At 66.8% G+C, this 13,712-nt stretch carries 13 protein-coding genes and 1 tRNA gene; 4 read left to right on the top strand and 10 right to left on the bottom strand.

The window, feature by feature from the left end; all coding sequences use genetic code 11:
- Nucleotides 1-5: 5 nt before the first annotated feature.
- A complete protein-coding gene (locus tag AC1DHL_RS07255) occupies nt 6-848 on the bottom strand; it encodes an IclR family transcriptional regulator (protein WP_478161554.1) in 843 nt (280 codons plus the stop codon).
- A 60-nt stretch (nt 849-908) separates the two neighbouring features.
- The gene (locus tag AC1DHL_RS07250; RefSeq protein WP_478161553.1) at nt 909-2,366 is read right to left on the bottom strand and encodes an FAD-dependent oxidoreductase; all 1,458 of its coding nucleotides are present in this window, start codon (nt 2,364-2,366) and stop codon (nt 909-911) included.
- 138 nt (nt 2,367-2,504) lie between these two features.
- Here AC1DHL_RS07250 and AC1DHL_RS07245 point away from each other — a divergent pair, with 138 nt between their 5' ends.
- From AC1DHL_RS07245 to AC1DHL_RS07235, 3 genes are all read left to right on the top strand, one after another.
- Nucleotides 2,505-3,521 (top strand): Bug family tripartite tricarboxylate transporter substrate binding protein, encoded by a 1,017-nt coding sequence (locus AC1DHL_RS07245; RefSeq protein WP_478161552.1) that lies wholly within the window; start codon nt 2,505-2,507, stop codon nt 3,519-3,521.
- Nucleotides 3,522-3,523: 2 nt separating this feature from the next.
- Nucleotides 3,524-4,534: a Bug family tripartite tricarboxylate transporter substrate binding protein gene (locus AC1DHL_RS07240; protein ID WP_478161551.1), complete on the top strand. Its 1,011-nt coding sequence runs from the start codon at nt 3,524-3,526 to the stop codon at nt 4,532-4,534.
- A gap of 66 nt (nt 4,535-4,600) precedes the next feature.
- A complete protein-coding gene (locus AC1DHL_RS07235) occupies nt 4,601-6,082 on the top strand; it encodes a trypsin-like peptidase domain-containing protein (RefSeq protein WP_478161550.1) in 1,482 nt (493 codons plus the stop codon).
- A gap of 40 nt (nt 6,083-6,122) precedes the next feature.
- On the opposite strand, the gene AC1DHL_RS07230 is transcribed toward AC1DHL_RS07235, so the two are convergent.
- From AC1DHL_RS07230 to selD, 3 genes are all read right to left on the bottom strand, one after another.
- Nucleotides 6,123-6,198 (bottom strand) — tRNA-Gly (locus AC1DHL_RS07230).
- Nucleotides 6,199-6,251: 53 nt separating this feature from the next.
- The gene (locus AC1DHL_RS07225; protein WP_478161549.1) at nt 6,252-6,752 is read right to left on the bottom strand and encodes an ABC transporter ATP-binding protein; all 501 of its coding nucleotides are present in this window, start codon (nt 6,750-6,752) and stop codon (nt 6,252-6,254) included.
- 20 nt (nt 6,753-6,772) lie between these two features.
- On the bottom strand, nt 6,773-7,828 hold the full coding sequence (gene selD / locus AC1DHL_RS07220; RefSeq protein WP_478161548.1) for a selenide, water dikinase SelD: 1,056 nt from the start codon (nt 7,826-7,828) through the stop codon (nt 6,773-6,775).
- A 74-nt stretch (nt 7,829-7,902) separates the two neighbouring features.
- Here selD and mnmH point away from each other — a divergent pair, with 74 nt between their 5' ends.
- Complete coding sequence (mnmH, locus tag AC1DHL_RS07215; RefSeq protein WP_478097550.1) at nt 7,903-8,970, top strand: tRNA 2-selenouridine(34) synthase MnmH; 1,068 nt, start codon at nt 7,903-7,905, stop codon at nt 8,968-8,970.
- Here mnmH and phnE read toward each other — a convergent pair.
- The 5 genes from phnE to AC1DHL_RS07190 all read right to left on the bottom strand — a co-directional run bounded on the left by phnE (nt 8,961) and on the right by AC1DHL_RS07190 (nt 13,695).
- Nucleotides 8,961-9,743: a phosphonate ABC transporter, permease protein PhnE gene (gene phnE, locus AC1DHL_RS07210; protein WP_478097287.1), complete on the bottom strand. Its 783-nt coding sequence runs from the start codon at nt 9,741-9,743 to the stop codon at nt 8,961-8,963. The genes mnmH and phnE overlap by 10 nt on opposite strands.
- On the bottom strand, nt 9,740-10,573 hold the full coding sequence (locus AC1DHL_RS07205; RefSeq protein ID WP_478097289.1) for a PhnE/PtxC family ABC transporter permease: 834 nt from the start codon (nt 10,571-10,573) through the stop codon (nt 9,740-9,742). Before AC1DHL_RS07205 ends, phnE begins: the two co-directional genes overlap by 4 nt.
- Before the next feature lie 2 nt (nt 10,574-10,575).
- Nucleotides 10,576-11,394: a phosphonate ABC transporter ATP-binding protein gene (locus AC1DHL_RS07200; RefSeq protein WP_478097552.1), complete on the bottom strand. Its 819-nt coding sequence runs from the start codon at nt 11,392-11,394 to the stop codon at nt 10,576-10,578.
- 13 nt (nt 11,395-11,407) lie between these two features.
- Entirely contained in the window at nt 11,408-12,271 is an 864-nt protein-coding gene (locus tag AC1DHL_RS07195; protein ID WP_478097291.1) for a putative selenate ABC transporter substrate-binding protein, read from the bottom strand.
- A gap of 95 nt (nt 12,272-12,366) precedes the next feature.
- On the bottom strand, nt 12,367-13,695 hold the full coding sequence (locus AC1DHL_RS07190; RefSeq protein ID WP_478097293.1) for an ABC transporter ATP-binding protein: 1,329 nt from the start codon (nt 13,693-13,695) through the stop codon (nt 12,367-12,369).
- Nucleotides 13,696-13,712: the final 17 nt, after the last annotated feature.

The following is a 13,712-nucleotide window of genomic DNA, read 5'->3' as shown; positions in this document are numbered from 1 at the left end:
TGACGCTATTTCGCCGGCAGGCCGGGCACACGGCCACCGATGTCGTGCGCAATGCGCTCGGCGATCTCGCGCAGGCGCGCCGCGAGTTCGTTGCGCAAGCGCTCCTCGGTGAAGACAAAAGCCGCACCGCCGCCATTGAGGGCCATGATCTCGTCGCCCGGCCCGATCAGCGGCACCGACACCGAGTTGATCTCGCGATGGAATTCACCCAGCGACAGGCAGTAGCCCAGCCGCTGCGCTTCGCCGATGGCGCGCGTCATGGCGGGTGCGAGGCTGTCCCATTCGGGCCCGCGCAGCAGACGCATCGAATCGAGGAGTTGCGAGCGCGTGCCTTCATCGAGCGCCGAGAGGTAGGCGCGCCCCAGCGCTGAATTGGGCAGCGGCGCGCGCGAACCGACGTCGAGCCGCGCCGAAAGCATTGTCGAGCGCGGACGGCAAGCTTCGATCAGCACCATTTCCATGCCGTCGCGTACGGCGAGGTAGACCGACGCGCCCATTTCCTCGGCCAGCCCCTGCATCACCGGCCGTGCGATGGCGCGCACATCGAGGCCTCCGAGAAACACGCGCGCCAATGACACGACACCGGGCCCCAGCGAAAAGCGATCGCTCCCGGGCGCGATCTTGAGCATGCCCATCGCGAGCAGCGTTGCCACCAGACGGTTGATCGTGGGCCTGGGGATGCCGGTGATGCGCGCGACTTCGGCGTGGCTCAGCAGCGGCCGTTCCTCGGTGAAGCTGCGCAGCACCGAGATGCCGCGCTCCAGCGCGCTCACGGTGTCAGAGCGGTCGGCGCGCGCATCGGCGGTTTCGGGAGATTGAAGGGATGAATCGTTCTTGTCGGTGGCCATGGAGAACTCCTTGGAGGAACCCGCCAATGTAGAGGCTGCCTTCGGGTTCATCGGTGCGGCTCAGGCCTGCAACGCATCGAGCGGTCGGGCAACCGCGGCGTTGGCGGCATCGGCACCGGCGCGCAGATGGACGCCCTGCGCCAGCAACGCCGCCTGCAGCACGCCCACATCGACCGCACGCGGCGCGACGCGGCCCTGAGACGCGAGCGCCGCGGCCACGCCCGCGGCCTGCCCGGTGATCCAGCACTGCGGAATCTCGCGCATGAAGCCGTGCGAATTGCGGTCGCAGGAGACGTGCCGGCCGCAGGCCAGCAGGCCGTCGAGTTGCTGCGGCACCAATGCGCCGTAGGGAATCGAGATGTTCGGAAACTTGGGCGAGACGGCGGGCGAAACGCCGATCTCGTCGGCCAGCGCGCGGCCTTCGGGCCACTGGCTGCGCAGCACCGCGCCGACCCCGCTGAGCCGGCGCGCATGGCGAACACCGATCTGCGGCGCACTCAGCATCAGGTAGGCGTCCTCGAAGCCCGGCGCGTGCGCGCGGAAGTAGTCCAGATGCGCGGCCATGGCGCGATGCGAACGCACCTCCACCGCGGTGAGATCGTCGACGTCGAGCGCCGAGTAGCCCGACTGGCGCGGCCCCATGAACAGCGCGACGTCGTTGCGCCAGGAGACGAAGGGCCGTTCGAACAGACCGAGTTCTTCGCGCCCGCGCGCCATGAAGGCGCTGAACTCGTCGGGACGACCGGCCTTGAAATCGATCCAGCGGTTCATGTCGACGCCGCCGAACAGCCACGAGGTGTTCATGCAGTGATGCACGTCGGCCTCTTCGATGTCGTTCACGTAAGCGGCGCCGGCGCGCGCGAACAGGTCGCCGTCGCCGGTGGCGTCGACCACCACGTCGGCCATGATCGCCATGCGCCCTTCCTTGCTCTCGAACACCACGCCCTTGACGACACCGTCCTGCACGATCGGCACGGCGGCCCACGAGTGGTAGATGAGCTTGACCTTGCGTTCGAGCACGATTTCCTGCGACAGCAGCTTGAGCCGCTCCGGGTCGATGGTCGGCGACCACGTGACGACGCCGTGGTACGCCGCCGTGCGTTGCGACCAGTGGGCGGCCTTGGCCGTGTCTTGCGAGCCCCAATCCTCACGCGCGGGACCTGCGATGGCATCGGCCGGCAGGCGGTCGAAGAGTTCCTCTGCGAAGCCGCGGATCACGAGCTTGCCTTCCCAATCGGTCATGCGGTCGATCCAGATCACCAGGCCGCCGGTCGAGAGGCCGCCCAGGTGGTTGTAGCGCTCCAGCAAGGCCACGTCTGCGCCGGCCCGCGCCGCCGCTGCCGCCGCCGCGGTACCCGACGGACCGCCACCCACGACGAGCACGCCGCAGCGGTGGTAGACGGGGATGTCGCGGCCGGGCTCGGACCAGACGCCGTGGTCGAGTCGGGCGACACGGCCGTCGCGGTCGAAGATGTCGGAGCTCAGGATGCGCTCATCGGTGCGGACGACGGTTTTCATGGATCAGCGATGGTTCATAGTGTCTCGTAGATGCGTATTTTGATTTTCATGTCCATTTTGTCAATCACATATCGCATTTACTGGGGTATTCCCTAAACAATCTAGCTTTTTATGAACCATGTGTTCAATATAAAGCGAATGGAGACGTTGCACGAATTCGCCGCACGGTGGCCGGGAGCTTTCCGCCGGGCGTTCGCCTTGCTGGCCGGCTGCGCGCTGCTGGCGCTCGCCCCCGTGGCCGGGGCGCAGGACTTCCCAATCAAGGGCAAGCCGATCCGCATCGTGGTCGGCTTCACCGCCGGCGGCGGCACCGACGGGCAGGCGCGCATCGTGGCGCAGAAACTCGGCGACGTTCTCGGCACGAGCGTGATCGTGGACAACCGCCCCGGCGCAAGCACCATGCTTGCCGCCAGCGAAGTCGCGCGCGCCCCGGCGGATGGCTACACACTGCTCTACGCCCCGTCGTCCACCATGGCCCAGAACCCGCACACGCTGGCGCAGGTGCCGTACGACCCGTTCAAGGACTTCACCGCGATCTCGATGGGCGGTCGCGGCCCGCTGGTGCTGACCGTGAACAGCGCAGTGCCCGCCAGGACGGTTGGCGAACTCGTGAGCTACGTGAAGGCGCACCCCGGCACCATCAGCTACGCGTCGTTCGGCACGGGCACCTCTTCGCACATCTACGGCGAAGCTTTCGTCAAGAAGACCGGCATCGATGCCGTGCACATCCCCTACAAGGGTGGCTCGGACGCCGCCAAGGACCTGATTGGCGGCCGCGTCCAGTACATGTTCGATTCGGCCTCGTCCGCCGTCATCACGGCCGCTTCCGGCAAGGTCAGGATCCTGGCCGTGGCCTCGGCATCACGCATTCCCGCGCTGCCGGACGTGCCCACCTTTGCCGAACAAGGCGTGGATGGCCTCGACCTGCCGAGTTGGCTCGGCTTCTACGGCCCGGCGAACATGCCGAAGCCCGTGCTGGCCCGCCTCAACAGCGCGCTGGCCCAGGTGCTCTCAATGCCGCAGGTGCAGGCGTTCTATCGCAATGGCGGTTACGAAGCCGGCGGCACCTCGCCGGATGAATTTGCGCGCATCACCCGGTCGACCTATGACCGCTGGGGCGCGATGGTGAAACAAGTGGGATTGACCAAGGAATGAAATTGCAGCCACCTCCTCTTCGCATCGACCGCCGCCGCGCGCTCGGCGCACTCGCACTCTGTCTTGCGCCAGCGCTCGCAACGAGCGTCTCGGCGGCGGCAACGGCGCCTTTCCCGGAAAAAGGCCGCACGATCCGCATCGTCCTGGGCCTCGCCGCGGGCGGCGCGTCCGACACGCAGGCGCGTTTCGTGGCCAACAAGCTCGCCGAAGTGCTCCAGACATCGGTGATCGTCGAGAACCGGCCCGGCGCGAGCTTCATCCTCGCGACCGAAGAGGTGATCCGGGCAGCGCCTGACGGCTACACGATCATGTACGCGCCCTCCTCCGTCGTCGCGCAGAACCCGCAGACGCTGGCGCAGGTGCGGTACGACCCGTTCAAGGACCTCACGCCGATCTCGCTCGGCGCGCGCGGCCCGCTGGTGCTCACCGTGCACACCAGCGTGCCCGCGAAGACGGTGCAGGAGCTGATCGCCTACATCAAGGCCAACCCGGGCAAGATGAGCTACGCCTCCTTCGGCACCGGCACCTCGTCGCACATCTACGGAGAAGCCTTCGCGCGCCAGGCCGGGCTCGACGTGGTCCACGTGCCGTACAAGGGCGGCGCGGATGCGGCCAAGGATTTCCTCGCGGGCCGTGTGCAGTACTACTTCGATGCCGCACCCAACGCGATCACGAACACCGCGACCGGGAAGGTCCGCATGCTGGCGGTCGCCGCGCCGAAGCGCAGTCCCATGCTGCCCGACGTGCCGACGATGACCGAGCAAGGTGTGACCGGCGTCGACATGCCGAGCTGGTTGGGCTTCTATGGCCCGGCGCACATGCCCGCACCGGTCGTCGCCAAGCTCAACGCGGCACTCGCGCAGGTGCTCGCGATGCCGGCGACGCGAGACTTCTTCCGTCAGGGTGCGTACGAGGCCGAATCGTCGACGCCGCAGCAACTCGACGAGCTCACGCATTCGACTTACGAACAGTGGGGAAGCATCATTCACCAGCTCGGACTGACCCGGCAGTGAGCGCGGCGCGCCGGCGGCACATGGCACAGGAACCAGCCTGAGGTTTCTTCGATCTGAAGAATCGCCATGTGCGGTTTTTCGATCATGCGGATGTGGAACAGCGGCTGCGTTGCGCAAGCAGTGGCGCGCCTGTCTCGGCGCGTGGTCATCGTGGGTCTTGCATGCCTTCTCGGCGCGTGCGCCGTCAGCCCCGGAACATCACCGACCGGGGCGACCTCCTTCTCTTCGCTCGTCGCGAGCCGCAGCGCCAGCGTGGTCGATATCAGCACCCTGCGGATCGGGCGCGACGAAACGATCGACGGCCTTGACGAGATCGCGCCCGAAGCCGACTTCGCCGACAGGCTGGCGTGGCCGTTGCGGGCCAGCGTGCGGGTCAGCCAGATCCGCGACCTGGCCTCCGGCGTGGTTCTCACGAGCGACGGCCTGATCCTGACCAGCGCCCACGTGGTCGCTGCCATCGACGAAGCCCAAGTCCGCCTGGACGACGGTCGTCGGTTCCCCGCGAAGGTGCTGGGCGTCGACAGGCGCACCGACATCGCATTGCTGAAGATCGACGCGACCGGCCTTCCGACCGCCGTCATCGGCGATTCGTCGAAACTCGCGCCGGGTGACTGGGTTGCTGCCATCGGGGCGCCCTTCGGCTTTCACGGCACTGTCACCGCGGGCGTGGTGAGCGCCGTCGACCGCTTCATCGGCGGCGCCGGTGAGATTCCCTTCATCCAGACCGACGTGGCCATCAATCCCGGCAGTTCGGGTAGCCCGCTGTTCAACCATCGCGGCGAGGTCGTCGCCATCAATTCGATGATCTACAGCGGCAGCGGCGGCTACATGGGCCTGTCCTTTGCGGTGCCGATCAACCTCGCGATGAAAGTCGCAGCGCAATTGAAGGCCTCAGGGCGGGTCCGGCGGGCTCGCATCGGCGCCGACTTCCAGGAGATGACGCCAGCGCTGGCCCAAGCCTTCGGATCGAAGGAAACGGCGGGCGGCGCGCTGGTGGTTCGCGTGGATGCCGGCGGTCCGGCGCAGGCGGCCGGGTTGGCTCGCGGCGATGTCGTCACCATGCTCGACGGTGCGCCGATCGCGCACTTCACGGAGCTTTTGCGCCAGATTGCCGAGCGCGCGCCCGGCAGCCGCGCTCGACTGGACGTGTGGCGCCACGGCACGAAACACACGATATTGGTGACGCTCTCGGAAGAACCGGTGCAGAGAAGCTATTTGCGGACCGACCTCGCTCTCGAGTGGAACGACGGCCTGGGTCTGAGCCTTGGCGAGTTGACGCCGGCACAACGCCAGCAGTTGGGAACCGAGGGCGGTCTGATGGTCCGCGAAGCCACCGGCGCAGCCCGTAGCGAAGGCATTCGGGCGGGGGATCTGATCGTTGCGGTGAACGACGCACGGGTCGATCGTGTCGAGGACTACCGACACCGGCTCTCGAATCTCCCGCCCGGGCAGTCCGTCGCGCTGCTGGTGATGCGTGATCGCCGGCTGGCCTATGTGCCGGTCCGGCTGCCGGATGCGCGGATCGGGCCGTCGAACGCGTCGGACTGAAGACCAAAAAAAAGAGGCCAAGGCCTCTTTTTCTGAAAACTGGAGCGGGAAAAGAGTCTCGAACTCTCGACCTCAACCTTGGCAAGGTTGCGCTCTACCAACTGAGCTATTCCCGCGTTTTTCCGCATTTTGCAGAGCCTCACATTATAGGGGGAAATTTTGTCGAGATTCAGAACCTGCGGTTGTACGTGAACATCAGTCCGGCCGTCCCCAGCATTTCGACCTGAACAGCATCTCTGGGGGTGAACCGATAGCCGATTGCCGGAATGACCCCGAGCCCGACGCCATCGTGATTGAACGGAATCTTGTTCTCGTACGGGTACTTGTAGCCATAGATGATGCCGCCGGTGAGTTTTGCGTAGACCTTGGGATAGCCGAACAGGTCGTCCCATCGATAGCCGTAATAGGCGTAGGCCGAGGGTTGGCCGAACGAATTGCTGAAGGCGGAGAAGCCCCAGATGTAGCCGTCCGCCTGAGCTCGCTCGATGCCCAGGAGATAGACGTGCTTGTGCTCGGGATTGTTGCTCCAGTGGATCGCAAACGGTCCGATGAGGACTTCCCAGAACGGCTTTCCGGAAAATTCATCTGGCTCGGACTCTTGCGCACAGGCCGCGAATGACGACAAGGCAATCAGAAGGCTTGCCACCACGGCACTGGCGCGACGATTCATAGGCTCCTCGGTGTTCTTTCTTAGACAGTGAATTCAAGACGCGAAGCCGATCCGGCATCGCCCTGGCGGAGTGCACCCATCGGTGCGGCATGCTCGAAACCCGCGGCACGGAAGACCCCCACCACGGCATCGACGGCATCGGCGCTGCAACTCACCAGCAGCCCACCGCTGGTCTGCGGATCGGCCACCAGCGAATGCTGCCACGTGGCGGCAGACGCCGGCCATTCGACCTGTGAACCATAGCCGATCCAGTTCCGGCCCGAAGCTCCGGTGACGATGCCTTCTTTGGCGAACTTCGCCGCGGCCTCGATGATCGGCAGCGCGCTCAGTTGCACGCGCGCAGAGAGATTCGCGCCGCGGCAGATTTCCAGCAGGTGGCCGGCGAGGCCGAAGCCGGTGACATCGGTCATCGCATGCACGCTGTCCATGGCCGCGAGTTCGATCCCCACGCGGTTGAGTTGTGTCGTGTAGCGCAGCATCTGCGCGTAACCGTCATCGTCGAGCAGCCCTTTCTTGAGCGCCGCCGAGAGGATGCCCACGCCGAGCGGCTTGCCCAGAACCAGCACGTCACCAGCCTTTGCGTCCGAGTTGCGGCGCACGCGATCGGGATGGACCAGCCCCAGCCCGACCAGGCCGTAGATCGGCTCCAGCACATCGATGCTGTGGCCGCCCGCGATGGGGATACCGGCCTCCCGGCAGACGCTGGCGCCGCCTTCGAGCACGCGCCCGATCACTTCGGGCGGCAGCTTGTCGATGGGCATGCCGACCAGCGCCAGGGCCATGATCGGCGTGCCGCCCATCGCGTACACATCCGACAGCGCGTTGGTCGCGGCGATGCGGCCGAAGTCGTACGGGTCGTCGACGATCGGTGTGAAGAAATCGGTGGTGGCCACCAGCGCCTGCGTGGCATTGAGGCGATAGACGGCCGCATCGTCGCTGGTCTCGATGCCCACGAGCAGTTCGGGCGGCACGATGCCTTGCGGGGCGCGTGCCAGAATCTCGGCCAGGAGGCCCGGGGCGATCTTGCAGCCGCAACCGCCGCCGTGGGAAAACCTTGTGAGAGCGATCGATTCCATGATGAAGTGTTCGAGACAGCCGACGTGGGTCGGCATTTTGCCAGCCATGCGCGCCGGGCATCGGCGCTGAACACATCATGCAACGTTCTCCTGTGCGCGTGACCGATCGTCACGCGTTCGACACCCTGATCGACGCACGCTCGCCCGCCGAGTTTGCGCTGGACCACATCCCCGGCGCCATCAACTGCCCGGTGCTGGACGACGAGGAGCGCCGCATCGTCGGCACGCTCTACAAGCAGCAGGGCGCATTCGAGGCGCGGCGCGTCGGCGGTGCGATGGTCGCGGCCAATCTCGCGAAGCATCTGCGCGAGGTCTTTGCCGACCGCCCGGCCAACTGGAAGCCGCTCGTGTACTGCTGGCGCGGCGGCCTGCGCAGCGGCTCGATGGTGACCTGGCTGCGGCTCGTGGGCTGGGATGCCCAGCAATTGGCCGGCGGCTACAAGAGCTTTCGCCATCACGTGCTGCAACAGCTCGAATCGCTGTGCCCGCGGCTGCCACTGCGCATTCTCTGTGGCGCCACGGGCAGCGCGAAGACCCGCGTGCTGCAGGCGCTGGCGCGGCGCGGAGCGCAGGTGCTCGACCTGGAGGATTTCGCGAGGCACAAGGGATCGCTGCTCGGCGCCCTGCCGGGCGTGCCCCAGCCTTCGCAGAAACATTTCGAGACGCGCATCGCGCAGGTGCTTGAAACGATCGATCTCGATCGCCCCTTGTACGTGGAAGGCGAAAGCGCGCGCATCGGCCGCATCGCGGTGCCTTTGTCGATGGTCGCCCGGATGCGCGAGAGCCCATGCATCGAGGTCGTCGCGACGCCCGAGGCGCGGTTGACCTACCTGCTGCGAGACTACGCCTATCTGGGCGACAACGCCGAAGCGCTCGCCACCCAACTCGGCATGCTCAAGGAAATGCAGGGCAAGGAGACGGTGCAGCGCTGGCAGGCCTGGGCGCGCGCCGGCGAGCTTTCACCGTTGTTCGCGGAGCTGATGGCGCTGCACTACGACCCGCACTATGCGCGATCGCAGGCGCGTCACTTCGCGGCGTGGAGCGACCGACGCCAAATCGAGGCGAGCGATCTTTCGGACGCTGGCATCGAGGCCGTGGCCGATGCCGTGCTGGCGCTGGAAGCCTCTCGCCTTCAGGCGTAGGCCGGAACGAGCCCGCGCCGCAGCCGGCTGCTTGCGCCATCCACGATGAAGACCAGCACGAACATCGCGCCGATCACGGTCGCGGCCTGCGCCTGCTGGAACAGCGACAGATGGAAGTACAGCATCTGCCCGAGCCCGCCGGCACCCACGAAGCCGAGCACTGCCGCCATGCGGATGTTCATCTCCCATCGGTAGAGCGTATAGGCAAGCCACTGCGGCCAGACCAACGGCAGGCTCCCGTAGGCGAAGGCGGCTGCCGCGCCGCTGCCCGCCTCGCGCAGCGCGAGCTCGGGCGCTGCGGGCGCGTTTTCGAGTGCCTCGCCGAACAGCCTTCCGAAGACGCCAGTGGTGTGGAGCGCCAGTGCAAGCACGCCCGCGAAAGGACCCAGGCCGGCCAGCAGGACCATCAGCGCCGCCCAAACCAGTTCGGGCACGCTGCGCAACACATTCAGCATGAACCGCGCGCCCTGCTTGCCCACCACCCCGAATCGCCCCGAGGCCGGCAGCGCCAGCAACGCGCCAGCGACGAATGCCAGCAAGGTGCCCAACGCAGACACCGCCAGCGTTTGCAGCGCGCCCCAGGCGATCTTTGCCAGAAAGGCCGACGAAACATCGGGCGGGAAAAACTCGGCGACGAACCTCGCCATGGATGCCATCGACTCGCTGGCGAACAGAGCCCGGAAGTCGATCGCGAGATAGGCAAAGCTGGCAATGATCGCGACGAGCACGCCCAAGCTCACCGCGATGCATGCAACACACGGCCGTTGCGTCATGCGAGCACCCTGCGCAACATGGCGCTCAAGCCGTCCGCCATCAGCACCAGCAACAGAAAGACGATCAAGATGCTGCTGGCCTCGCCGCCGTTGAGCATCTTCATCGACTGGTCCATGAGCTGGCCCAGGCCGCCAGCACCGACGAAACCCATCACGACCGATGCGCGTACGGCGCATTCCCAGCGGTACACGGTGTACGAAACCAGTTCTTGTGCCGCGCCCGGCAACAGCCCATAGAACAAGGCCGCGATCCGTCCGCTGCCGGCTTCGAGCAATGCGCGTGCCGGGCGCGTATCACCCGATTCGAGGATCTCGCCATACACCTTGCCAAGCATCCCGCCGTACGTGATGGCCAATGCCAGCACGCCCGCCGCCGGCCCCAGCCCGAAGGCGCGCACCAGCACCAGCGCCCAGACCACTTCCGGAATGGCGCGCAGAACGACGAGCAGACCGCTTGCGGCCGACCGGATCGCCTGCCCCCGCCAGCGCCCCGGCCCGGGCCCGATGCGCGCCACCGAGAGGGATCGCGTCATCGCGAAGGCCAGCGGAACCGCAACGACAAAGGCCAACGCGATGCCGGCAGTCGCCATGGCAAGCGTCTCGAGCGTGGCCTTGGCGAGCAACGCCAGGAAGTCGGGCGCCGCGGAAGGCGGCAAGAAGCCCGCGAGGAAGCCACCCATGACGCGCAGGCTCGCAGGGTCGAACAATGCAAGCGGATTGAATTGCGCGATCAACGCCATCGGCCACAGCACGACCAGCGCGATCAGCACTGCCGTGAGGCGCCCACGCGCCAGCGGGTCGCGCAGGGTCGCGGCGCTCGGGGAATGCATGGTCAGCGACACATGATTGCCGGCGCCCGCGCATCCGGGCCGGGGAGCGGCAGTTCGCGGGCCTGCGTCGGCAGCACACCGCCTTCGGTGGCGTAGAGGTCCTGCAGCATCGCGTGGGTGACATCGGCCGCCGGCACGTCGAACCGCACTTCCCCATCGCGCAGGCCGACGATGCGCCCGAACCACTTCAGCGCCAGATCGACGGCGTGTAAAGACGCCACCACCGCTGCACCCGTGGCCTCGCTCTGCGCGATGAGTTCGCGGATGGCCGCATCGGCCAGCGTGGGATCGAGGGCCGACACGGGCTCGTCCGCCAGGATCAGGTCCGGCGCCTGGTAGAGCACGCGCGCAATACCGACGCGTTGCAACTGGCCGCCCGACAAGCGATCGCATCGATCGAACACACGCTCGCCCAGATCGAGCCGCGCCAGCACGTTCTGCGCACCGGCCGCATCGGCGGGGCGCAGCAGCGAGGCGATGCCCTGCCACCCCGACCACACGCCGAGCCGCCCCGCCAGCACCGCGCTGACGACACGCAAACGAGGCGGGATCGGCGGCGTCTGGTGAATCAAGCCGATGCGCGCCCGCAAGGCCTTCAGCGCCGGGGCGGACGACCCCCACGGCGCCTGGCCGAGCACTTCGACATGGCCTTCGCTCGGTCGTATCGAGGTTCCCGCGACGCGCAACAGACTGGTCTTGCCCGCGCCCGAAGGGCCGATCACGGCGACACATTCGCCGCGCTCGACGGCCAGCGTTGCCCCTTTCAGCGCGCGGTGGCCGTTGGGGTGCACCAGCCCGACGTCGCGCAGCACCAGCGTCAAGGCCAATCCCGCCTTACTTGATGAGACCGGCCGCCTTGCCCGCCGCCTCGATGCCTTCGTAGTTCGAAGCCTGCGTGGGGATGAACTTGCTGGCGCGCTGCAGTGCAAGGATGTCCTTGTGCGCCGGATTCGCCGCGTCGAGCGCAAGGAAGGCGTCGGTCAGCTTCTTCGTGATCACCGGATCGAGGCCGGGACGTACCGTCCAGTTGTAATCGTAGAAGGTCGGTGTCGTCGCCAGCACGCGGACCTTGCCCGCGTTCGGGTTCTTTTCCTCGACCAGCTTGTCCCACACGGAGGCATTGAGCACGCCGGCCTGCGCACGGCCCGCCGCGACGAAAGCGACGGTGGCGTCATGTGCGCCGGAGTAAGCCACGCTCTTGAAGTCCTTCTCGGGGTTGATGCCGGCCTGCATCAGGAAATAGCGCGGCATCAGGCTGCCCGAGGTCGACGAGGGTGCGCCGAAGGCGAAGGTGTCGCCCTTGAGATCGGCCAGCGTCTTCGCCTTGCTGTCGACCGGAACGATGAACTTGCTGGTGAAGACCTGGTCCTCGGCCCGCTGCACGATCGGCACGGCCGTGCCGTTGGTGCGCAGCTTGGCCTGCACGAAGGTGAAGCCGCCGAGCCAGGCGAGATCGATCTTGTTCGTGGCGAGGCCCTCGACCACGGCGGCGTAGTCGGTCACCGGCGTGAACTGCACCGTCATGCCGGTGGCTTTCTGCAGGTAGTCGCCCAAGGGCTTGAACTTGCGTTGCAACTCGGTCGGCGCCTCGTCGGGGATGGCCGAAACGCGCAGGACGGGGGTTTGCGCATGCGCAGCCATGCCGAGGCAGGAGGCCATCAGGGCGGCCAGGGCACCTTGCAGGAAAAGTCGCTTCATGGGAGATCAGTCGAAGATGAAAGAGAGGGCGGGCCGGACCGCAGCATCGCTGGCGCCGGCGCCGCAGGCCCCGCATTATCCGGTCGCCCGCTGGTCTAGCCGCCGTTGCTTGAAGCTTCGGCGGCTTCGTCCTCGCCTGCGGGCAGATGGATCAGGCCGGTGCGCAGGTCGTACTCGAACACCTCGCCGTATCGGCCCCATTCGATCGCCGTGCGCAGGACGCGCTCGGCGGTTGCCTCGTCCAGGCTCTCCTTCAGCAACTCCAGGAAGGGTTCTTGCGGCAGCTCGCCCGAGGGGGCCTGTTCCAGGCTGTGGCGGATGTGGGCTGCGAGCGGAACGTGCGCAAGCAACTGCTGACCCAGCAACTGCTGGCGCAACGTGTGCGTGCCAGCGACGTAGCGACGACCCAGTTCGGTGAGATGCAAGTCGGCGTCCGCAAGCTGCGCAAAGCCGAACAACGAAAGCGCCTGCGTGAGTGGCAGCAGGTCATGGTCGGTGAGCTCGGCCTCCTCGGCGAGTTGCGGCAGGTCGGCGCGGCCCTCCCGGCCGTCTTCGATGAGCATTTCCAGGAGCGCTTCCATGCGGCCGACATCGGCGTCGGGCAGGCGATCGCCCAGATGCATTCGCACGGGTTCCTCGGCGGCGCGGCCGGCCACCGGCGCGCCGGCGGTCATGAGCGCATAGGCCTCGTCGATCAGCGCCCTCACCTCCAGGCTGTCGACATCGCGCGGGCGCGGCAGGCGGATCGGCAATTCGGCGCGGACGCGGCCGGGGTCCGCCGCGAAGATCAGCACGCGATCGGCCATCAGCACGGCTTCCTCGATGTTGTGCGACACGATGAGCATGGCCTTGGTCGGCATCTCGCCACCGCCCCAGAGCTGGAGGATGTCGTCTCGCAGGCGCTCGCCGGTGAGCACGTCGAGCGCGGAGAAGGCCTCGTCCATCAGCAGCACCTCGGGCTCGACCACGAGCGCGCGTGCAATGCCCACCCGTTGCCGCATGCCGCCCGACAACTCGCGCGGCAATGCCCCTTCGAAGCCCGCCAGACCGATCAATTCAATGGCGTCGCTCGCACGCCGCGCGCGCTCCACCGGCTCGACGCCGCGCGCCTCCAGCCCCAGTTCGACGTTCTGCTGCACCGTGAGCCACGGAAAGAGCGCGAAAGACTGGAACACCATCGCGATGCCGCGCGCCGGGCCGTACAAGGGTTGGCCGCGGTAGTTCACGCTGCCGGCATCGACGCCGATCAGGCCCGCCAGGATGCGCAGCAGCGTCGACTTGCCCGAACCCGACTGCCCGAGCAACGCCACGATCTCGCCTTCGGCCAGCCGAAAATCCACGCCCTCCAGCACCGAGCGCGCCGCGCCGTCGGCGAGCTTGAAGGATTTGCCCACACCCCTGAGTTCAACGATGGCTTCAGCCATGGCGGTTCCTCGCGCAA

Source organism: Variovorax sp. 10L426, assembly GCF_056395305.1.
Note: the sequence above shows the minus strand (reverse complement) of the source record. Positions and strands in the feature narration are given on the sequence as shown.